Here is a 19,817-nt window from a genome sequence, read left to right as displayed (position 1 = left end):
TATGCGCGCCGCCCTCTTTGGCTTTGCCCTCGCCCTAGCTCCGATCCCGCTGGCTGCCCAAACCGCGCCCACGGAGGACCGACCCGCCGTTCTGGTGGCAGATCAGGTCTTTATCACGCGCAACAATGTCTTGGTCGCACAGGGCAATGTCGAAGCCTTCCAAGGCGAGACCCGCCTGCGCGCCACAGCCATTCGCTATGACCAGTCCAGCGGTTCGCTTAATATCGAAGGCCCCATCGTCCTGTCCGAAGGGGAAAACACGACCATTCTTGCCGACGCGGCAATGTTGGACGCCGAATTGCAGTCAGGGCTCCTGCGCGGCGCGCGGATGATCCTTGAACAGCAATTGCAACTGGCCGCTGTGCAACTCAACCGGGTCGAAGGGCGCTATAGCCAACTTTACAAAGCCGCTGTCACCTCCTGCAAAGTCTGTGAAGACGGCGAAGCGCCGCTTTGGCAGATCCGCGCAAAACGTGTGGTGCATGACCAGCTTGAGCAACAGCTCTATTTTGACGAGGCACAGTTCTACATCAAGAACGTGCCGGTCTTTTACCTTCCGCGTCTGCGTCTGCCGGACCCGACAGTTGACCGCGCAACAGGGTTTTTGGCGCCCACCTTCCGTTCCACCTCGCAGTTGAGCGTAGGGCTAAAACTGCCCTATTTCATCAAGATCGGTGATCACCGCGATCTCACCCTCACCCCCTATCTATCCAGCAAGACGCGCACGTTAGAATTCCGCTACCGTCAGGCCTTTACCACGGGGCGCATTGAGTTCGACGGTGCCTTCACCCGCGATGATCTGGATCCGGGCGAGAGCCGCGGTTATCTCTTTGGTACCGGCAACTTCGACCTCAGGCGCGATTACAAACTGTATTTCGACATTGAGACGACGAGCGACCGCTCTTACCTCAGCGACTACGGCTATTCTGACGAAGACCGTCTGACGAGCGAATTGACCGTCAGCCGAGCGCGGCGAGACGAATACACCCGCGCCAGCCTGCTTAACTACCAATCTCTGCGCGATGGCGAGGTTAACGATTTCCTGCCGACACTTGTGCTCGATGGCGAGTATCAAAAACGGTATTTCCCCACCCGTATCGGAGGCGAGATCCGGCTTTCGCTAGAAGCTCATAGCCATCGCCGTGCCTCGGACACAAGCGCCGGAGGCCTCGGTCGGGACGTGTCGCGTCTGAACGGCGATATCGACTGGATGCGCAGGCTGACCTTTGCCAATGGTTTGGTTAGCGATGTCCAAGCGGGTACGAGTTTCAGCGCATTTAACATCGCCCAAGATGACGGCTACACCCCGCGCCATGGCGATGCCGTACCAAAGGTATCAGTCGCACTGCGCTATCCCCTGCAGAGGCGGGAAGCCGATGGCGCGGTTCAGCAGTTTGAGCCGATCGTCCAATTGGGTTGGACCGGAGGCAATCGCCTGGACATTCCCAACGAAGAAAGCACTTTGGTCGAATACGACGAAGGCAACCTCCTCGCGCTCAGCCGTTTTCCGCGCCCGGATCGCCGGGAACGTGGAACTGTGGCCGCTCTTGGCGTCAACTGGGCGCGTATTGATCCGAATGGTTGGGACGCCAATCTGTCACTGGGCCAAATCATCCGCCAAGAAGAAGACCCCGATTTCTCCCTTAGCTCGGGCTTGCAGGGAACGCGGTCGGATTTCTTGATCGCCGGGCAGTTGCGCAACGATAACGGGCTTGCGCTCATCGGGCGCGGATTGATCGATGACGACTTCAACGTCGCCAAAGCGGAGCTGCGCGGCGTTTGGGATTTCAAGCGCGGTCAGATCGCTGGCAGCTATGTCTGGCTGAATGCAGACCCGGCCGAAGACCGCGCCGACAACGTGTCCGAGATCACATTCGACGGCAGCTATGCCATCAACAGCCAGTGGCAGGCCACCGCCGATTGGCGCTTTGACGTGGCCGACGAACGCGCCGCGACGGCGGGTTTGGGCCTGAGCTACAACAACGAATGCGTACAGGTCGACGTTTCGGTCAGCCGGCGCTATTCCTCCTCAACAAGTGTTGAGCCCTCGACCGATTTCGGATTTAACATCGGCCTGAGAGGCTTTGCCGCCAACACCGGAACAGAAAGATACGTGCGCTCATGTGGGAAGTAACGAAACAGAAATTCCGTGCTGTGATGCGGGGGGCCGCGGGCCTTGCCTTGGCTTTGATGATCGGCCAGCCCGTGGCGGCGCAGAACCTCTTTGCCCCCGCCGCGCGGGTCGATGATGCGGTCATTACGGAATACGAAGTTCAGCAACGTCAGCGGTTTATGCAGATCCTTGGTGCGCCGGGGACAGATCGCGACAGCGTGCTCGACAGTCTGATTGAGGACCGCCTGCGCGGGCAAATCCTCAAGCAAGCCGGTTTCCAAGCCTCGCCGGATGCGATCCGCGCGGGAATGGCAGAGTTTGCCGGACGTGCAGACCTGTCGACCGAGGAATTCCTCAAAGCACTGGCACAGGCGCAGGTGTCGGAAGAGACCTTTCGCGATTTCATCGTTATCAGCTCCGGCTGGCGAGACCTGATCCGCGCCCGCTACAACAGCCGGGTGAATATCACCGACGCCGAAGTCGACCGCGCGCTTGGCAGCAGCCGGGGGAGCACCGGCATCCGCGTGCTCTTGTCCGAGATCATCATTCCCGCACCGCCGCAGAACGCCGATCAGGTAAACGCATTGGCCGAACGAATTGCGCAGAGCCAGACAGAGGCTGAGTTCTCCGCCTACGCGCGCCAGTATTCCGCCACCGCATCGCGCGGTCGGGGCGGCCAGATGCCGTGGACCGACCTTGAAAAGCTTCCGCCGGCTCTGCATTCGATCCTGCTTGGTCTCGCGCCCGGCGAGGTGACGGCCCCACTGCCCATCCCCAACGCTGTGGCACTGTTCCAACTGCGCGGCATCGAAGAGACCGCCAAGCCAGCGGTCGAGTATTCAGAGATCGATTATGCCGCCTACTACATCCCCGGTGGGCGTTCCGAAGCCGCGTTGTCGCGCGCGGCCAAGCTGCGCGGTGAGGTGGATCAATGTGACGACCTTTATGCCACGGCCAAAGGCCAGCCCGAGCACGTGCTGGACCGTGGGGCCAAAGCGCCCGGCGAAATCCCGCAGGATGTTGCGATCGAACTGGCCAAACTTGACCCCGGTGAGGTATCGACGGCCCTGACCCGCGCGAATGGGCAAACGCTCGTTTTCCTGATGCTTTGCAAGCGGACAACGGTCGAGAATGCCGACACCAGCCGCGAAGCGGTGATCAGCTCGATCCGCCAGCGCAAGCTGCAGGGCTATGCGCAACTGCTGGTCGACCAAGCCCGCGCCGACGCCCGCATCTCCCGCCAATGAGCACGGCTGCCCGGCCGGTGGCCATTACCTGCGGTGAGCCTGCAGGGATCGGCCCCGAAATCGCTGCCCGCGCTTGGGCGGCGCTGGCCTCTGACATCCCGATGTTCTGGATCGGTGACCCGCGCCATCTGCCCGAGGACGTCCCGCACCGCGTGATTGACACGCCCGAAGCGGCCAGTATGCCGAGCGCGGATGCGCTGCCGGTTTTGCCCCATGACTTCGGCAGCGCCGCCCTGCCTGGTGTGGCCCAACCCGGCCATGCGCAGGGGGTGATCGACGTAATCGCCCGCGCCGTTGATCTGGTGCAGCAAGGGGCCGCCTCAGCGGTTTGCACCGCGCCGATCCACAAAAAAGCACTGCAAGATGGCGCGGGCTTTGCCTACCCCGGCCACACGGAATACCTCGCGGCCCTTGCGGGCGTTGATGATGTCGTGATGATGCTGGCGTCTGAGCAGCTGCGCGTGGTGCCAGCGACCATTCACATCGCCCTCGACCAAGTGCCTCAGATGCTGACACCGACGGGCCTCCGGCGCACCATTGAGATTACGGCAGAAAGCCTGCGAGATCGCTTCGGCATTGCCCGGCCTCGGATCGCCGTCGCAGGGTTGAACCCACACGCGGGCGAAGGCGGCAGCATGGGACGGCAGGAGATCGACTGGATCGCGCCGCTGATCCTCGAGATGCAGGGCGAAGGCTATGCCCTTGCCGGTCCCCTGCCCGCCGATACGATGTTCCACGCCGCAGCACGGCAAAGCTACGACGCCGCCATCGCCATGTACCACGACCAAGCGCTGATCCCGATCAAGACGCTGGATTTCGACCGCGGCGTAAACGTGACATTGGGCCTGCCTTTCGTGCGCACCTCGCCCGACCACGGCACCGCCTTTGACATCGCAGGCCAAGGCCGCGCCAATCCGACGAGCATGATTGAAGCGATCAAACTCGCATGGCGTATGGGGAGCAGCACATGAGCGCGATCGACAATCTACCGCCCCTGCGCGAAGTCATCCAAACGCATGAACTTGCCGCGCGCAAATCGCTGGGCCAGAACTTCCTGCTCGACCTGAACCTCACGGCCAAGATTGCCCGACAGGCGGGCGATATGGCCGATTGTGATGTGCTCGAGATCGGCCCCGGCCCCGGTGGCCTGACCCGCGGGCTGCTTTCCGAAGGTGCACGCCATGTGCTCGCCATCGAAAAAGACCGCCGCTGCCTGCCCGCACTGGCCGAGATTGCCGATCACTACCCCGGACGTTTGACGGTGATTGAAGGCGATGCGCTCAAGATCGACCCGCTGGCCCATTTGACCCCGCCGATCCGTGTGGCGGCGAACCTGCCCTATAATGTCGGCACCGAACTGCTGGTGCGCTGGCTGACCCCGCCAGAGTGGCCGCCGTTCTGGCAAAGCCTTACGCTGATGTTTCAGCGCGAAGTCGCAGAACGGATTGTCGCCACCCCCGGCTCCAAAGCCTACGGACGGCTTGCGGTTTTGGCACAGTGGCGCAGCGACGCGCGCATCGTGCTGCAACTGCCGCCGGGTGCCTTCACCCCGCCGCCCAAAGTCTCGTCAAGCGTCGTGCATCTCACCGCCCTGCCCGAACCGCGCTTTCCCGCCGACCCGGAAGTGCTGAGCCGTGTAGTCGCGATGGCCTTTAACCAACGCCGCAAGATGCTCCGCTCGGCGCTCAAAGGGGCTGCCCCCGATATTGAAGACCGCCTAAATGCGGCGGGGCTCAGCCCCACTGACCGCGCTGAGCAGATCCCGCTCGAAGGGTTCTGCGCCTTGGCCCGCGAAATCGCCAAAGGGTGACCATGTTCCACCGTTTCCTGCTGCTCTTTGCCCTGCTCTTGGGCCTCACCGCCTGTGCCCTGCCGAGGAACGGACCGCCCCCGCCGGGGACCGAAGCGGAGATCGCGGCCTTGGCACGCGCCATCAAAGAGCTGTCGCCCGCCGTTGACCGCGAAGAGGCCGCGCGGGCGGCGCGCATTGCCTACCGCTACACCCATGAACTCGCCCTCGCCTATCAGATCACCGATCCACCGCTCATTCACAACGCCAAGGTCAACAGCGGCCGCAAACCGCGTGGGCTCTGCTGGCATTGGGCGGAAGATCTGGAGAAACGGCTGAAGGCTGAAGGTTTCGCCACGCTCGATCTGCACCGCGCCATCGCCAATGGGGATACGCGGCTGCTGATTGACCATTCGACGGCGATCATCTCGGCCGCTGGCGCGCCAATGGAAGCAGGCCTTGTGCTTGATCCGTGGCGCAAGGGCGGCGTGCTGTTCTGGTCGCCGGTGCTCAGCGATCCGCGCTATACGTGGGAGCCGCGGGAAGAGGTACTTCGCCGGAACGGGCGGATCCGCTATGTTCAGGCAGGCATGGACGACAGCTAAGCCCTGAAATCACCCCGCCCAAAGAAAAAGCCCCGCGATTTGCGGGGCTTTCTTTTATTCTGCGGCCTTGGCCGGGTCGCCGTTGCTGCCGTTGTCATCCGGCTGTTGCGCCTCTGCCGGTTTCGGCTTGGGCTTGCGGCGCGGGGCGCGTTTGGGCTTGGGCTTGCTTTCCGGGGTCTCAACAAGGTTGCTTTGCTCATCCTGGCTGGACGGGGCATCGCCCTGCGGCTGTTGGGCCTGTTCGGGGGCGTTGTTTTGCTCGGGCTGATCACCCTGCTGTTGGCCACCCTGATTGCCTTCGCGCTCCTGCCGCTCGGCGCGCTCTCGGTCACGCTCGGCTTGGCGTTCACGGTTCTGGCGCTCCTGCTCTTCGCGGCGCTGGTCAACTTCCCGCTGCGCTTCGCTTAGCAAGCGCAGGTAATGCTCGGCGTGCTGCTGAAAGTTCTCTGCCGCGACACGGTCGTTGCTCAACTGTGCGTCACGGGCCAACTGGTTGTATTTCTCGATAACCTGCTGCGGGGTGCCGCGCACCTTACCCTCGGGGCCGGAACTGTCGAACACGCGGTTCACGACGTTGCCGCCGCCGCCACCATGGGAAGAGCGTTTGCGATTGTTCTTGGACCGGGAGCGTGATCTGGGAGAATTCATGGAATGATGTCAGCCTTGTGTGCTGTGTGTCGTTTACCGGGGGTGCAAAGCACGTCATCGTCCCGGCCTAAGCGATATGTTGGGCATAATGCCGCGCGGGACCGCCCAAAGGCATCCACCGCTGCAACATCTCTGACTAACCATGCCAGCCGCGCTACGGCAAGAAGAAACTGCAAATTACCGGGTTTAAGCTGTGGTTTTCCGCGTATTCATGCCGGTTTTCCGGCGCAAACCACCCGCGGGCGGCCATCGAGATCCTCGGCCAAAGTGACCTGCCCCCAGCCTGCGCGGGTGAATATCTCTTGCACAGCAGCACCTTGTTGCCAGCCGATTTCCACCAGCACGCGGCCCTTGGGCGTCAGATACCCCTGCGCCTGCTCTGCGATGATGCGGTAAACGCTCAGCCCGTCCTGCCCGTCCGTCAGCGCCATTTCCGGCTCATGCTGGCGAAGTTCGGGGGCGACGGCGTCCATTTCTTCGGCGGCGAGATACGGCGGGTTGCTGACGATAAGGTCAAACCGGTCTGTAACCGCGCTGAACCAATCCGACTGCCAAATATCCGTCCGGGCCGCGACCCCGTGTTGCACGGCATTGGCGCTGGCTTGCAGGCAGGCCGCCTCGGACAGATCAACGCCAAGGCCCGTGGCCTCTTCCCGTTCGGCCAGGAGCGTCACCAGAATACAGCCCGACCCGGTGCCAAGATCGAGCACCCGTTTAAAACGGGCGCCCAAAGCCAGATCGATCAAGGTTTCCGTCTCAGGCCGCGGGTCCAGCACATCACGCGAAATCGCAAAATCGCGCCCGTAAAAGGCCCGACGTCCGACAAGCTGAGACACAGGCACCCGCACGGCCCGCAGGGAAACGAGGTGCTCAAAGCGCTCGGCGACTTCGGGGGCGATCTCTTCGGGCGCAATCAATGTCACGCGGGCGGCGTCGACAGCGGCGGCATGGGCCAAGAGCAGGCGCGCATCCCGCGCGGGGTCTGGCACGCCAGCGGCACGCAAGCGTCCAGCGGCAGCGGCCATCGCCTGGGCAGCGGTCTGCGGGCTCATCCTTCCATCTCCGCCAATTGCCGGGCTTGCGCGTCTGCGGTGAGCGCGTCCACGATTTCATCCAGATCGCCCTGCATCACGGCTTCAAGCCGATAGAGCGTCAAGTTGATCCGGTGGTCGGTCATTCGCCCTTGGGGGAAATTATAGGTCCGGATACGCTCGGAACGGTCGCCAGACCCCACCTGCGCTGCGCGGTCGGCAGAGCGTTCGCTGTCCATCCGGCTGCGCTCCATGTCATAGAGGCGGGCTTTGAGAACCTGCATCGCCTTGTCGCGGTTGCGGTGCTGGGATTTCTCGGACGAGGTCACCACGATCCCGGTCGGCAGGTGCGTGATACGCACGGCAGAATCGGTGGTGTTCACGTGCTGGCCGCCCGCGCCAGAGGAGCGCATCGTATCAATCCGCAGATCGTTGGGGTTGATGTCGATATCCACGTCCTCGGCCTCTGGCAACACGGCCACGGTGGCTGCTGAGGTATGAATACGCCCGCCGCTCTCGGTGCTGGGCACGCGCTGCACGCGGTGCACGCCGCTTTCAAACTTCAGACGGGCAAAGACGTTCTGCCCGGTGATATGCGCCACCACTTCCTTGACGCCGCCAAGCTCGGTCATCTGCTCTTCGATCAGATCAAAGCCCCAGCCCCGCGCTTCGGCATAGCGCTGGTACATGCGCAGCAAATCAGCGGCAAAGAGCGCGGCTTCGTCCCCGCCGGTACCGGGGCGAATCTCAAGCATCGCGGGTTTGGCATCCGCCGCGTCGCGGGGCAGCAGCGAAAGTTGCAAAGCGGCTTCGACTTCAGGCAGTCGCGCGCGCAGACGGGGCAACTCCTCCCGCGCAAGCTCGGCCATTTCTGGATCTTCGAGCATTGCCTCGGCTTCTTCTAAATCGCGCTGCAACTGCTGATACAATTCAATCTGATCCACCACCGGCTTCAGATCGCTGTATTCTTTGGCAAGTTTGGCAAAATCAGCCCCGTCGGAGCCCGCAGACATGCTGGCCTCCAGAAACTGGAAGCGTTGCGTGATTTGCGCGAGGCGAGGCATTGGGATCATGGGCTTCCTGTCGCCTATGCCAAGCCTTTGGTCAAGAGGGCGCATGTGCTATGATGGGGCATGACACAGGTGATGCTGCTCTCTTGTCTGCTGGTCCTGACGGGCCTCGCCCCTGCCCGCGCCGACGTCAAAGCGCCGGGCGGTAAGACGATTGACTGCTATTGCACAGACCGCCGGGGCGACCGTGTGGAATTGGGCGAAACGATCTGTTTGCAGGTGGATGGGCGCATGTTCATGGCTCAATGTCAGATGTCGCTGAACGTGCCGATGTGGCGCGAGGTTCAGAAAGGATGCCTGTCATCGCGTCTTGATCTCAGTGAGCCATCCTTCGACCCGCTTGGCGTTGACCCCCAGATCTGACTTGCCGAAACGCGAACGGGCGTAGATTTCGGCATAGCGCGGATCGTCGCCATAGATGCCGATGGTGGTGAAATCCGGGTAGCCCATGAGTGCTGAGCGGGTCACATAGGTGATCTGGCCGTCTGCGAGAGAGCCGGCGACTACATCTGTGCGCGGTGTTTTCCGAATGACCTCGTCCAAGCTCTTCAGCAGACCCTCTTCATAAGGCGCGCGCCAGATCAAAGAATTCGCACCGCGCGTTTCCCCCAGAGCATCCCCCGGAGCTGCGCTGTGCCACTGTGCCGCCTCAACCGGGGCAATCGCACATAAGCCAGCAGCGCCACGAGTGCGATGGCAATTATCCAAAACAGCATTTTCAAAACCTTTATCAACGATAGGTCACGCCGGGCAGCACGCAGAGCAGTTCGAACAGGATGTTCGCCCCGGTCAGCGCAGTATTGCCCGAGGTGTCATAGGGTGGCGAGACCTCAACCAGATCAGCGCCAACAATATTAGCCCCTTTTAGGCTCCGGACCAGTTCCAGCGCCTGGGGCGTCGTCAGCCCGCCAATTTCGGGCGTGCCGGTGCCGGGGGCGAAAGCGGGGTCGAGGCTGTCGATATCGAAGGTGACATAGACCGGCAGATCGCCAATGTCCCGGCGGATTTCCGCACCGAGGTCGGCAAGGCTGCGGTGCCATAGCTCATGCGCGGGGAACTGCTGGAAGCCCCAGCCCGCGGCTTCGCTGAAATCCTCCGCCGAATAGCCGGAGCCCCGCAGCCCGATCTGGTAGGTTTTCTGAGGGTTTACGAGCCCTTCTTCATAGGCCCGGCGCAGGAAGGTGCCATGGGTTTCACGTTCGCCAAACATCTCATCGTTCACATCCGCATGGGCATCCACATGGATCAATGCCACTGGCCCGTGCCTCCGCGCCATTGCGCGCAGGATCGGGAGGGTCATGGAGTGATCCCCGCCAATCGCCAACGGCATCGCGTCGTAGTTTAGGATCGCGTCGTAACTATCGGATATAATGCGAAAAGAATCCGAAAGCGAAAAAGTATTGATCGCTAGATCGCCAATATCGGCCACCTGTAGCCCGTCGAATGGCGCGGCCCCGGTCGCAAGGTTATAGGGCCGGATCATCGCGCTTTGGCTGCGCACTTCCTTGGGGCCAAAGCGACAGCCTGAGCGCCAAGAGGTGCCGATATCCATCGGCACCCCCAGAACTGCAACGTCCAACCCCTTGAGTTCATTGGCCACAGGCAGGCGCATATAGGTGTTCGGCCCCGAGAACCGCGCCAGATCATTGCCGCTGATCGGTTGGTTCTTGGCGCTCATGCCGTCCTCATGCGGTAGCCCAAGAGAGACAGGATCTCGGTCGCCACATGAGCGCCTGCAATGGCCGTGGCCCCTGTGGTGTCGAAGGGCGGCGAAACCTCGACCACATCCCCGCCCATAATGTTGATTCCGGCAAGATCGCGCAGCATGATCGAGGCTTGGGCAGAGGTCAGCCCGCCCCAGACCGGGGTGCCGGTGCCGGGGGCAAAGGCCGGGTCCAATGCGTCGATGTCAAAGGTCAGGTAACAGGGCCGATCCCCGAGGATTTCCTTGATCTGAGCCACCGTGGCCTGCGGTCCTCGCTCATGTACCTTGCGCGCATCGATGATGTTAACGCCCATGGTGTCTTCGTTCGTGGTACGGATGCCGACCTGCACGCTGGTCGTGGGGTCGACGATGCCGGACTTTACTGCCTTGTAGAACATCGTGCCGTGGTCGATCCGGTCCATGTCGTCATCTTGCCACGTGTCTGTATGAGCATCGAACTGTAACAAACTGATAGGACCGTATTTTTCGGCATAGGCTTTGAGGATCGGGAAGGAGATATAGTGGTCCCCGCCCAGCACGACCGAGGCCGCGCCTGCGTCGAGGATCGTTTTGATATGGGCGGTCAGGGCCGCGGGGAACTGGCTGACATGGCCATAATCAAAGGCCAGATCACCGTAGTCTGCGATGGCAAACTCGCTCAGCACATCGAAATCCCAACCATAGGGCGCATCGGGCGCTTGCAACGCGCTGGCTTCGCGGATGGCTCGAGGACCAAGGCGCGTGCCGGGGCGGTTGGTGACGGCCTGATCGAAAGGCACGCCGGTGACGGCGATGTCCACGCCGGTCAGGTCTTTTGTGTATTTACGTCGCAGGAAAGATGTCGCCCCGCCAAAGGTCAACTCATAGCTCGGCCCTTTGAGGTCCTCGCGGGTAAAGGCCATATCCATCTGTTTGGCCGCGTCTTCCAGTGCCATTACTTGCCTCCTGCTGGCTGTGCCCGCTCAACGATACGGGCGAAAAAGGATGCGCCCAAGGGGGCGATCTCGTCGTTGAAGTCATACTCCGGGTGGTGCAGCCCCGCACCGTCGCCCGCGCCGAGGAACAGGTAGGAGCCGGGGCGTTTTTCGAGCATATAGCTAAAATCTTCCGCCCCCATCTCGCGGCCATAGTCGGGATGCACCTGGGCCTCGCCCACCACGTCCTGCGCCACTGCGACGGCAAAGTCTGTCTTGGCCGCATCGTTGATCGTCGGCGGATAGCCCTCGTCATAGACCAGTTCGACGCCGACGTCGTAGCTCGCCGCCTGCCCGTCCACGATCTGCTGCATCCGGCGTTTGACCATGGCGCGCACTTCAGAGGTGAAGCTGCGCACGGTGCCGTTGATATAGGCGGTTTCGGGGATCACATTATCGGCCGATCCGGTGTGGATTTGCGTGACCGAGACGACGAGGTCTTCGGTCGCAACATGATTGCGGCTGACGATGGTCTGGATCGCCTGCGCCATGCCGCAAGCCGCCATGATCGGATCGCGGGTCTCATGTGGCATCGCGCCGTGGCCGCCCTTGCCGTTGATGTAAATGTGAAAGGTATCCACCGCGGCCATGATCGGCCCCGGCGTGGTGAAGAACGCGCCCTCGTCAAAGCCCGGCGCATTGTGCAGCGCATAGACCTCGCTAATGTCGAACCGATCCATGATGCCTTCTTCGACCATCACCTCGGCCCCGCCACCTGTTTCTTCAGCCGGTTGAAAGATCAGCGCTACACGGCCTGCGAAATTCCGCGTCTCCGCAAGGTAACGCGCCGCGCCGAGCAGCATCGTCGTATGCCCGTCATGCCCGCAGGCGTGCATTTTGCCGATCCGGGTGCTCTCATATTCCTTACCCGTCGCCTCATGAATGGGCAGCGCGTCCATATCGGCGCGCAGGCCGATAGTTTGGCCTTCTCCTTGCCCGTTGATGATGGCGACGAGACCGGTTGTCGCAAATCCCTCATGCAGCTCATCCACCCCAAATTCGCGCAGCCGTTCGGCCACAAAGGCCGCGGTGTCATGACATTCCACGCCCAATTCCGGGATCGTATGCAAATGCCGGCGCCAAGCGGTCATGTCCTCGGCAAAAGCGGCGATACGGTTAACCACGGGCATGGGCTGGACTCCTTGGGGCTCATTTGGTCAGGGTGCATCTGACACCAGACATGCGGAGCCTGCAATGCCGGACAACACGAAAGCCGATCTCATTCACGATTCCGACGCCGGGATTGAACGGCTCTTGGAGATCATGCGCCGCCTGCGCGATCCGGACACGGGATGCCCGTGGGATATCGAGCAAGATTTCGACAGCATCGCGCCCTATACCATTGAAGAGGCTTACGAAGTCGCCGATGCCATCGCCCGGCGCGATTGGGCGGAGTTGGAGGGCGAGTTGGGCGATCTGTTGCTGCAATCAGTCTATCACACGGCGATGGGCGAAGAAGCGGGGCATTTCACCTTTCAATCCGTGGTGCGCAATATCAGTGACAAGATGGTCGCTCGGCATCCGCATGTGTTTGGCGATGAATCCCGCGACAAGAGCGCCGCGCAGCAGACGAAGGATTGGGAGGCGATCAAGGCCGCTGAACGCGCAGGCAAGGCGCAGGGCGGCACTCTGGACGGGGTCGCCATCGGCCTGCCCGCGCTCTTACGGGCGTTGAAGTTGCAGAAACGTGCGGCACGGGTTGGGTTTGACTGGCCGGAAACGACACAAGTGCTCGATAAAATTACGGAAGAAGCCGCGGAATTGGTCGAAGCCCGGGACGAACTGACCCCCGATAAGGTCGAGGAAGAATACGGTGATCTGCTGTTTGTTATGGCCAATCTCGGGCGCCACTTGGGGCTCGACCCCGAAGCCGCCTTGCGCCGCGCCAATGCCAAATTCACCCGGCGGTTTGAAGGCATTGAGGCGCGGCTGGCAGCGCAGGGCAAAACCCCGCAAGACAGCGACCTTGCCGAAATGGACGCCCTCTGGAACGCGGTCAAAGCGGCGGAACGCGGCTAATCTCGGGGCTGATCGCTGGACAAACACCGCCCCCTCCGGCAAGGCTCTGGCGCAAGGAAATTGACGAAAGAACACCCCATGACCCCGCGCAAGATCATTATCGACACAGACCCCGGGCAAGACGATGCCGTGGCTATTCTGCTGGCCCTGGCCAGCCCGGAAGAGATCGAGGTGCTGGGGATCACTTGTGTCGCGGGCAATGTGCCGCTGGATCTGACATCGAAAAACGCCCGGATCGTCTGTGAATTGGCCGGGCAGCCTGAGATCAAGGTCTTCTCCGGCTGCGACCGTCCGCTGGGGCGCGACTTGGTGACGGCGGAGCATGTGCACGGCAAGACCGGCCTTGATGGCCCCAACCTGCCCGACCCGACCATGCCGCTGGCCGAAGGCCATGCCGTTGACTTCATTATCGAGCAGGTCCGCGCACATCCCGCGGGCAGTGTCACGCTTTGCCCGCTCGGTCCGCTGACCAATATCGCGACCGCCTTCCAGAAGGCGCCGGACATTGCGGAGAAGGTTCAAGAAATCGTACTCATGGGCGGCGGCTACTTTGAGGGGGGCAACATCACCCCTACCGCCGAGTTCAACATCTTCGTTGATCCGGAAGCGGCTGATATCGTGTTCAAATCCGGCATCCCGATCGTGGTGATGCCGCTTGATGTGACCCATAAGGCGCTGGTGACCAAACCGCGCAATGATGCTTTCCGCGCGCTTGGGACACCAGTTGGCATCGCGGTGGCCGAAATGACCGACTTCTTCGAGCGTTTCGACAAAGAGAAATACGGCTCCGAAGGCGCACCGCTGCACGACCCTTGCGTTACTGCCTACTTGATCAACCCCGACCTCTTCTCGGGGCGTCATATCAATGTGGAAATCGAAACCCAGTCTGACCTCACCATGGGCATGACCGTTGCCGATTGGTGGCGTGTGACCGACCGCGCGCCCAACGCGCTTTTCGTCGGCGATCTTGATGCTGACGGCTTCTTTACCCTGCTTACCGAAAGGCTGGCCCGCCTATGAGCGCTCATCTAACCCTCGGCGCGCCGGAGCATCTCGACAAGCTGGTGGGGCTGGTGGAAGCCTTTCACGCCGAAGCGGGGATTGAGATGACAGACGAGCAGCGCCGTACTGGTCTGGCCCCGCTGCTCGAAGGCATCCCGCATGGCGCGGCCTATCTGATCGGCCCGCCGCGTGCGCCTATCGGCTACGTGGTGATTTGCTTTGGTTGGTCTGTGGAGTTTGGCGGGCTGGACGCGATGATCGATGAAATCTATGTCCGCCCCGGCGTACGCAAACGCGGGATCGCGACCGAGGCGATGATCGCCCTGCCCCGTGCCTTGGCCCAAGGTGGGCTGCGCGCGGTTCACCTCGAAGTCGACCGCGAGAATACGGCGGCGCTGAAACTCTACCAACGTGCAGGGTTTCGTAGCCGCGAGAACTACATGCTCATGTCGCGGACCCTGTGATGAAAATTCCCTTCGACAACAGCTATGCCACCCTACCTGACGCCTTTTATGGGCGGCTTGACCCGACCCCGGTGAAAGACCCGAAGTTGCTGGCGTGGAATGCGGATCTGGCGGCTTTGCTGGGGATCGAAGGGGATGATCAAGACGAGCTGGCGCAGATCTTTGGTGGCAACCAAGTGCCTTCCGGCGCGGCGCCTCTGGCCCAGCTCTATGCCGGGCACCAGTTTGGCAATTTCAACCCGCAACTGGGCGATGGGCGCGCGATCCTTCTGGGTGAGGTGGTCGGCCGTGATGGCGTGCGCCGCGATATCCAGCTTAAAGGCTCCGGTCCGACACCCTATTCCCGGATGGGCGACGGCCGCGCTTGGCTTGGCCCAGTGCTGCGCGAGTATGTGATCAGCGAAGCCATGCATGCCCTCGGTGTGCCCACCACCCGCGCCTTGGCCGCGGTCAGCACAGGTGAGCCGGTCCTGCGGGAGACAGGACCCCTGCCCGGTGGCATCGTTACCCGCGTGGCACAGAGCCATCTTCGCGTTGGCACCTTTCAGGTCTTTGCCCATCGGGGTGAGACTGAGAACCTAAAAGCCCTCACCGATTATGCGATTGCACGCCATTACCCCGACGCCGACGGTCCGCTCGACCTGCTGCGTGCGGTCTGTGCCGCGCAGGCGGAGCTGATAGCCCAGTGGATGTCCTTTGGGTTTATTCACGGCGTGATGAACACCGACAATTGCAGCATCTCGGGCGAGACGATCGACTACGGCCCCTGCGCCTTTATGGACGCTTTTCACCAAGGTCGCGTTTTTAGCTCGATTGACCGTCAGGGTCGCTATGCCTATGGCAACCAGCCGCAGATCGCGGTGTGGAACATGGCCCAGCTGGCGACCTCACTCTTGCAGCAGATGGATGACAAAGAGGCCGCTGTCGAAGAGGCCACCGAGATTGTACACGGCATGCCCGACTTGCTGGAAGCCGCATGGCTGCGTCGCTTTACTGCGAAAATCGGAATATCTTCACCCAAGCCCGAAGATGTCGACCTGATCAATGAACTCCTGGGCCTTATGCAAAGTGATGGTGCTGATTTTGCAAACACCTTCCGGGCGCTTTGCAAAGACGATGCGCGCGATCAGTTTGCAAATCGCGAGGCCTACGATGCTTGGGCGCGGATATGGCGCCTCCGGATTGATAATGAGCCCGACCCGTTTGCAAATATGCAAAGTGCAAACCCTGCGGTGATCCCCCGCAACCACCGCATCGAGCAGATGATCGAAGCAGCCGTTGAGGGCGACATGGCCCCGTTCGAGCGTTTGACGGCAGCCCTGGCGACGCCCTTTGCAGAAACCGATCCGGAGTTGCAGCGTCCGCCGACCGAAGATGAAATCGTCCCGGCGACCTTCTGCGGCACGTGATCAGCCTAGCCGTGGTTTGCGGTTAATCAAATAGATCCCCGCCGCCACCAGCAATAGCGCGATCCAGACATTCAGGGCGATCTCTTCGGAGAGGATCAGCCAGCCCAGCAAGACCGCGAAAATTGGCGAAAGAAAGCTAAAGGACGCGACGGAAGCCGCAGGATAGACTGTCAGCAGCCAGAACCATGCGAGGAAGCCAAAGGTCGCGATGGCCAGTATCTGATAGGTCAGTCCGATCAGATGGATCAGCTCGACACTACGCAACAGGGGACCGAACAGTGGCGCAAGCAGCAGCAGGATGGGCGCAGAGATGACGAGCTGCATCATCAACTGCTGTGCGGGAGGCACCTTTGACAGCGGCGTGATGCGGACGCAAAGCGCGATCCCCGCCCAGCAAAAGGCCGCCAGCAAGGCCAGCAAATCCCCAGTCCATCGCGCTCCTTCGGAAGATGAATCGCTCAGCGCCAGAGCAACGCCGCCCATCGCCAGCGCCATGCCCAGCAAGCGTAGCCCGCTCATCCGTTCGCCAGGAATTAAAAGATGCGCCAGCAGCCCGAGCCAGACCGGCATGGAGTAGAGCATAATGGAAGCGCGACTGACCGTCGTAAGGTCGAGCGCGAGAAAGACGCAGATGAACTCGACGGTAAAGAACAGGCCAGCAGCAAGGCCGCCTGGTATGGCTGCACGTGGCAAGGAGATGGAAATCCCACGCAGACGCATCCAGAGGAAGAGAACAAGGACCGCGCCTGCTGAACGAAGTCCGGCCTGAAAAACCGGATTAAACCCGTCGCTGGTGACCTTGATGACCACCTGATTGAAGCCAAAATTAACCGCAAATAGCACTAGGGCGACTGTGCCGAACGTATCGATATGAGATTTGCGTTCCATCATGTCAGAAACGCCGACCACCCTGATAAGTCAATGGCGCGCCACGGTTTTCCGCAGCGCGCCATTTTGTCGTTTATTAAGCAGGTATCGGCTTAGGCCGCTTGCTTGCCGCCGCCGCCACCGCGCCGCCGACGGCGACCGCCGCTCGGCTTGGCAGCACCTTCGCCGCCACCGCCGCCGGGACGACCACCGCCACCCGGGCGACCGCCGCGACCACGACCACGGCCCTTAGGCTTCGGCTCTTCGATCACTTCCCACGGGCGGCCCGAGGCCACGGGGATCGAAATGCCCATGGTCTTTTGGATTGCTTTCAACTCGCCCATTTCGTCCGGCGCACAGAAGGCCACGGCAGCGCCGTCTTTGCCTGCGCGTGCAGTCCGGCCAATGCGGTGGACATAGTTGTCGGGCACATTCGGCAGGTCGAAGTTATAGACGTGTTTCACATCCGGAATGTCCAAGCCACGCGCCGCTACATCGGTGGCTACCAGCACGGTGATCTCGCCGCCTTTGAAGCCCGCAATCGCCCGGTCACGCTGACCTTGGCTTTTGTTGCCGTGGATCGAGGCCGCGTCAAATCCGGCTTTCACCAGCGTCTTCATCAACTTTTCAGAACCGTGCTTGGTGCGGCCAAAGACCAGTGCGCGCTCGCCTTTGTGCTTGGCCAGCAGTTCTTTCAGCAGTTCGGTCTTTTCCGCCTTGGCGATGAAGTGGACCTCTTGCGTCACCTTGTCCGCTGCCTTGCCCGGAGGCGAGACTTCGATGCGGATCGGACTGTTGAGATAGCTGTTGGCGATCTCATTCATCAGCTTGGGCATGGTCGCCGAGAACAGCATCGTCTGACGCTCTTTCGGGATCAGGTTCGAGATCTTGCGCAGGTCATGGATGAAACCCATGTCGAGCATCTGGTCGGCTTCGTCCAGCACGAGGAAGGTCGCCGTGTCGAGCTTGACCGCGCGACGGTCAAGCAGGTCCAGCAAGCGGCCCGGTGTCGCGATCAGCAGATCGACACCACGTTCCAGACGTTTGATCTGGGTGTTGATCGACTGGCCACCGACAACCATGGCCACCTTGATCGGCGTGCCTTCGGCATAGCCGCGCAGGTTCACGGCGATCTGTTGCGCCAATTCGCGGGTCGGGGCCAGCACCAGCCCGCGCACGGAACGCGGTGCGGGACGGCCTTCAAGCTCCATCATCTGTGCGATCAGCGGCACACCAAAGGCCGCCGTTTTGCCGGTGCCGGTCTGGGCAAGGCCCATCACGTCGCGGCCATTCATCGCTTGCGGAATTGCTTGGCGTTGGATCGGGGTCGGGTCTTTCAGACCCATTTCATTCAACCGGGCCACCAGTTTCTTCGGCAGGCCCATCATGTCAAAATCGCTCATTCGTTCACTTTCCGGCACGCGAGATGCGCGCCATCCTTAGTCGCCGCGCCCATTCAGGGGCGCCACGGGGTCGCGCAAGCCAGATCGCGGGCGTTGGCCACATGCCACACACCCGTCTGTTGCGCTTGGCCCCACGCGTGATTTTGGGAACACCGGCGGGCCTTGTCGTCAGCATCCAGTGGCCCCCTATGGGACTTGGCGCTGATACTGCTCACGCGGCAGAAGACTTCGCTCGGACCCCAGATGGGCGCTTTGCTGGGGAAAGTCAACCACTGGTCCTCAATTGCTGTGGCGCGTCGGTGCGCTAGAATGTTAGGAACGGGGTCCGACGGACGAAGGGCAAGACAATGCGCAACCCGATCATCAAACGCTGCGAGGCCATGGGCCTGCGCATGACCGGCCAGCGCCGGATCATCGCGCAGGTGATCCAAAACAGCGACGATCACCCCGATGCAGAAGAACTGCTCGCCCGCGCCAGTGCGATTGATGACGGCATTTCAATTGCCACGGTCTATCGGACGGTCAAGCTTTTTGAGGAGGCGGGCATTCTCGATAAGCTGGAGTTCGGCGACGGACGGGCACGCTATGAAGATGCGGAGCGCGAGCATCACGACCACCTGATTGATATGAACTCAGGCGCGGTGATCGAATTTGTCGATGCAGAGATCGAAGAATTGCAGGAACGGATCGCCCGCAAGCTGGGTTATGAACTGCGGGGGCACCGGATGGAGCTCTATGGCGTACCGTTGAAGAAGGACAAGACATGAGTGACCGAGATCGCCCGCTGCTGGCCGTATTGATCGATGCGGATAATGTACCGGCGAAGCATGCAGAGGCGATCATGCGCGAGGTCACGACGATCGGCGAGCCCGCCCTGCGGAGGGTCTATGGCGACTGGTCGAACGATCACCTGAAAGGCTGGAAGGCCCCGATCCGAGAGTTGGGTCTGGTGGCGCATCAGGAGACGGCCAATACCCGCGGCAAGAATGCGAGCGACATCGGTCTCGTCATTCAGGCCATGGACATCCTGCACAGCCGCCGCTTTGACATCATCGTGATCGTTTCCTCTGACAGCGATTTTACCGCGCTGGTCAATCGTCTGCGCGAAGACGGTGTGACCGTCATTGGCATTGGCGAGAAGAAGACGCATGATTCCCTGCGCAACGTCTATAACCGCTTTATCCTGATCGAGAACCTCGTCGGCGCCGAGCCCGACACCCCGGCCAAAGCCAGTGCCAAAGTGGGCGACGCCCTGCCCCTGTTCAAAGCGGCGATGGACAAGATCGACACCGAAGACGAGTGGTACAACCTCGGCCAGATTGGTCAGACCATTCAGGCGGCGCATCCGGATTTTGACAGCCGGACTTATGGCCATGGCAAGCTGAGTGCGCTTGCGGCCGACCTCAAAGCGTTGGAAACGCGCAAGACGGGCAACCGACTGATGGTACGGCTCAAGTCCTGACCCGCCGCC

The 19,817-nt window shown here is 61.4% G+C and carries 21 protein-coding genes; 12 read left to right on the top strand and 9 right to left on the bottom strand.

Features of this window, described 5'->3' with window-relative positions; all coding sequences use genetic code 11:
* Position 1 precedes the first annotated feature (1 nt).
* Genes BLS57_RS09110 through BLS57_RS09090 form a run of 5 tightly spaced genes read left to right on the top strand, consistent with a single transcriptional unit; the run spans position 2 to position 5,754 of the window.
* Entirely contained in the window at positions 2-2,134 is a 2,133-nt protein-coding gene (locus tag BLS57_RS09110) for an LPS-assembly protein LptD (protein WP_208597547.1), read from the top strand.
* On the top strand, positions 2,122-3,360 hold the full coding sequence (locus tag BLS57_RS09105) for a peptidylprolyl isomerase (protein ID WP_093741455.1): 1,239 nt from the start codon (positions 2,122-2,124) through the stop codon (positions 3,358-3,360). The genes BLS57_RS09110 and BLS57_RS09105 overlap by 13 nt, the downstream gene beginning before the upstream one ends.
* The gene (gene pdxA, locus BLS57_RS09100) at positions 3,357-4,331 is read left to right on the top strand and encodes a 4-hydroxythreonine-4-phosphate dehydrogenase PdxA (RefSeq protein WP_093741453.1); all 975 of its coding nucleotides are present in this window, start codon (positions 3,357-3,359) and stop codon (positions 4,329-4,331) included. Before BLS57_RS09105 ends, pdxA begins: the two co-directional genes overlap by 4 nt.
* Entirely contained in the window at positions 4,328-5,170 is an 843-nt protein-coding gene (rsmA, locus tag BLS57_RS09095; protein WP_093741451.1) for a 16S rRNA (adenine(1518)-N(6)/adenine(1519)-N(6))-dimethyltransferase RsmA, read from the top strand. Before pdxA ends, rsmA begins: the two co-directional genes overlap by 4 nt.
* Before the next feature lie 2 nt (positions 5,171-5,172).
* Complete coding sequence (locus tag BLS57_RS09090; RefSeq protein WP_093741449.1) at positions 5,173-5,754, top strand: hypothetical protein; 582 nt, start codon at positions 5,173-5,175, stop codon at positions 5,752-5,754.
* Positions 5,755-5,808: 54 nt separating this feature from the next.
* On the opposite strand, the gene BLS57_RS09085 is transcribed toward BLS57_RS09090, so the two are convergent.
* The 3 genes from BLS57_RS09085 to prfA form a co-directional block, all read right to left on the bottom strand.
* Positions 5,809-6,402: a DUF4167 domain-containing protein gene (locus tag BLS57_RS09085; protein WP_093741447.1), complete on the bottom strand. Its 594-nt coding sequence runs from the start codon at positions 6,400-6,402 to the stop codon at positions 5,809-5,811.
* A 209-nt stretch (positions 6,403-6,611) separates the two neighbouring features.
* On the bottom strand, positions 6,612-7,454 hold the full coding sequence (gene prmC, locus BLS57_RS09080; protein WP_093741445.1) for a peptide chain release factor N(5)-glutamine methyltransferase: 843 nt from the start codon (positions 7,452-7,454) through the stop codon (positions 6,612-6,614).
* A complete protein-coding gene (prfA, locus tag BLS57_RS09075) occupies positions 7,451-8,506 on the bottom strand; it encodes a peptide chain release factor 1 (RefSeq protein WP_093741443.1) in 1,056 nt (351 codons plus the stop codon). Before prfA ends, prmC begins: the two co-directional genes overlap by 4 nt.
* Before the next feature lie 60 nt (positions 8,507-8,566).
* Between prfA and BLS57_RS09070 the strand changes: the two genes are divergently transcribed.
* Complete coding sequence (locus BLS57_RS09070; RefSeq protein WP_093741441.1) at positions 8,567-8,866, top strand: hypothetical protein; 300 nt, start codon at positions 8,567-8,569, stop codon at positions 8,864-8,866.
* Here BLS57_RS09070 and BLS57_RS09065 read toward each other — a convergent pair.
* The 4 genes from BLS57_RS09065 to BLS57_RS09050 all read right to left on the bottom strand — a co-directional run bounded on the left by BLS57_RS09065 (position 8,804) and on the right by BLS57_RS09050 (position 12,312).
* Positions 8,804-9,088, bottom strand: a complete 285-nt coding sequence (locus BLS57_RS09065) for a DUF1499 domain-containing protein (protein WP_167356395.1) — start codon at positions 9,086-9,088, stop codon at positions 8,804-8,806. The genes BLS57_RS09070 and BLS57_RS09065 overlap by 63 nt on opposite strands.
* Before the next feature lie 145 nt (positions 9,089-9,233).
* On the bottom strand, positions 9,234-10,181 hold the full coding sequence (speB, locus tag BLS57_RS09060; RefSeq protein WP_093741436.1) for an agmatinase: 948 nt from the start codon (positions 10,179-10,181) through the stop codon (positions 9,234-9,236).
* Positions 10,178-11,143, bottom strand: a complete 966-nt coding sequence (gene speB, locus BLS57_RS09055) for an agmatinase (protein WP_093741435.1) — start codon at positions 11,141-11,143, stop codon at positions 10,178-10,180. Before speB (BLS57_RS09055) ends, speB (BLS57_RS09060) begins: the two co-directional genes overlap by 4 nt.
* Entirely contained in the window at positions 11,143-12,312 is a 1,170-nt protein-coding gene (locus tag BLS57_RS09050; RefSeq protein ID WP_093741433.1) for a M20 aminoacylase family protein, read from the bottom strand. The genes speB (BLS57_RS09055) and BLS57_RS09050 overlap by 1 nt, the downstream gene beginning before the upstream one ends.
* A 64-nt stretch (positions 12,313-12,376) precedes the next feature.
* On the opposite strand from BLS57_RS09050, the gene mazG reads away from it, so the two are divergent.
* From mazG to BLS57_RS09030, 4 genes are all read left to right on the top strand, one after another.
* Complete coding sequence (mazG, locus tag BLS57_RS09045; RefSeq protein ID WP_093741431.1) at positions 12,377-13,201, top strand: nucleoside triphosphate pyrophosphohydrolase; 825 nt, start codon at positions 12,377-12,379, stop codon at positions 13,199-13,201.
* Positions 13,202-13,279: 78 nt separating this feature from the next.
* Positions 13,280-14,221, top strand: a complete 942-nt coding sequence (locus BLS57_RS09040; RefSeq protein WP_093741429.1) for a nucleoside hydrolase — start codon at positions 13,280-13,282, stop codon at positions 14,219-14,221.
* A complete protein-coding gene (locus BLS57_RS09035) occupies positions 14,218-14,667 on the top strand; it encodes a GNAT family N-acetyltransferase (RefSeq protein WP_093741427.1) in 450 nt (149 codons plus the stop codon). Before BLS57_RS09040 ends, BLS57_RS09035 begins: the two co-directional genes overlap by 4 nt.
* A complete protein-coding gene (locus tag BLS57_RS09030; RefSeq protein ID WP_093741423.1) occupies positions 14,667-16,076 on the top strand; it encodes a protein adenylyltransferase SelO in 1,410 nt (469 codons plus the stop codon). The genes BLS57_RS09035 and BLS57_RS09030 overlap by 1 nt, the downstream gene beginning before the upstream one ends.
* Here the strand turns inward: BLS57_RS09030 and BLS57_RS09025 are convergent, their stop codons facing one another.
* Positions 16,077-16,964 (bottom strand): DMT family transporter, encoded by an 888-nt coding sequence (locus BLS57_RS09025; RefSeq protein ID WP_093741916.1) that lies wholly within the window; start codon positions 16,962-16,964, stop codon positions 16,077-16,079. It lies immediately after the preceding gene.
* 92 nt (positions 16,965-17,056) lie between these two features.
* Positions 17,057-18,346: a DEAD/DEAH box helicase gene (locus BLS57_RS09020; protein ID WP_093741421.1), complete on the bottom strand. Its 1,290-nt coding sequence runs from the start codon at positions 18,344-18,346 to the stop codon at positions 17,057-17,059.
* Positions 18,347-18,693: 347 nt separating this feature from the next.
* Between BLS57_RS09020 and BLS57_RS09015 the strand changes: the two genes are divergently transcribed.
* A complete protein-coding gene (locus BLS57_RS09015) occupies positions 18,694-19,113 on the top strand; it encodes a Fur family transcriptional regulator (RefSeq protein ID WP_093741419.1) in 420 nt (139 codons plus the stop codon).
* Entirely contained in the window at positions 19,110-19,808 is a 699-nt protein-coding gene (locus tag BLS57_RS09010; protein ID WP_093741417.1) for an NYN domain-containing protein, read from the top strand. The genes BLS57_RS09015 and BLS57_RS09010 overlap by 4 nt, the downstream gene beginning before the upstream one ends.
* The last annotated feature ends 9 nt before the right edge of the window (positions 19,809-19,817 follow it).

This window comes from Sulfitobacter delicatus, from assembly GCF_900102535.1.
Taxonomy (GTDB): Bacteria; Pseudomonadota; Alphaproteobacteria; order Rhodobacterales; family Rhodobacteraceae; genus Sulfitobacter; species Sulfitobacter delicatus.
This window is presented reverse-complemented; position numbering and strand designations above follow the sequence as displayed.

Coding starts and splice junctions, on each gene's coding strand:
- prfA (WP_093741443.1), bottom strand. CDS start 8,506: ATGATCCCAATGCCTCGCCTCGCGCAAATCACGCAACGCTTCCAGTTT.
- BLS57_RS09030 (WP_093741423.1), top strand. CDS start 14,667: ATGAAAATTCCCTTCGACAACAGCTATGCCACCCTACCTGACGCCTTT.
- BLS57_RS09050 (WP_093741433.1), bottom strand. CDS start 12,312: ATGCCCGTGGTTAACCGTATCGCCGCTTTTGCCGAGGACATGACCGCT.
- speB (WP_093741435.1), bottom strand. CDS start 11,143: ATGGCACTGGAAGACGCGGCCAAACAGATGGATATGGCCTTTACCCGC.
- prmC (WP_093741445.1), bottom strand. CDS start 7,454: ATGAGCCCGCAGACCGCTGCCCAGGCGATGGCCGCTGCCGCTGGACGC.
- BLS57_RS09035 (WP_093741427.1), top strand. CDS start 14,218: ATGAGCGCTCATCTAACCCTCGGCGCGCCGGAGCATCTCGACAAGCTG.
- BLS57_RS09105 (WP_093741455.1), top strand. CDS start 2,122: ATGTGGGAAGTAACGAAACAGAAATTCCGTGCTGTGATGCGGGGGGCC.
- BLS57_RS09085 (WP_093741447.1), bottom strand. CDS start 6,402: ATGAATTCTCCCAGATCACGCTCCCGGTCCAAGAACAATCGCAAACGC.
- rsmA (WP_093741451.1), top strand. CDS start 4,328: ATGAGCGCGATCGACAATCTACCGCCCCTGCGCGAAGTCATCCAAACG.
- mazG (WP_093741431.1), top strand. CDS start 12,377: ATGCCGGACAACACGAAAGCCGATCTCATTCACGATTCCGACGCCGGG.
- speB (WP_093741436.1), bottom strand. CDS start 10,181: ATGAGCGCCAAGAACCAACCGATCAGCGGCAATGATCTGGCGCGGTTC.
- BLS57_RS09090 (WP_093741449.1), top strand. CDS start 5,173: ATGTTCCACCGTTTCCTGCTGCTCTTTGCCCTGCTCTTGGGCCTCACC.
- BLS57_RS09010 (WP_093741417.1), top strand. CDS start 19,110: ATGAGTGACCGAGATCGCCCGCTGCTGGCCGTATTGATCGATGCGGAT.
- BLS57_RS09025 (WP_093741916.1), bottom strand. CDS start 16,964: ATGGAACGCAAATCTCATATCGATACGTTCGGCACAGTCGCCCTAGTG.
- BLS57_RS09040 (WP_093741429.1), top strand. CDS start 13,280: ATGACCCCGCGCAAGATCATTATCGACACAGACCCCGGGCAAGACGAT.
- BLS57_RS09015 (WP_093741419.1), top strand. CDS start 18,694: ATGCGCAACCCGATCATCAAACGCTGCGAGGCCATGGGCCTGCGCATG.
- pdxA (WP_093741453.1), top strand. CDS start 3,357: ATGAGCACGGCTGCCCGGCCGGTGGCCATTACCTGCGGTGAGCCTGCA.
- BLS57_RS09110 (WP_208597547.1), top strand. CDS start 2: ATGCGCGCCGCCCTCTTTGGCTTTGCCCTCGCCCTAGCTCCGATCCCG.
- BLS57_RS09020 (WP_093741421.1), bottom strand. CDS start 18,346: ATGAGCGATTTTGACATGATGGGCCTGCCGAAGAAACTGGTGGCCCGG.
- BLS57_RS09070 (WP_093741441.1), top strand. CDS start 8,567: ATGACACAGGTGATGCTGCTCTCTTGTCTGCTGGTCCTGACGGGCCTC.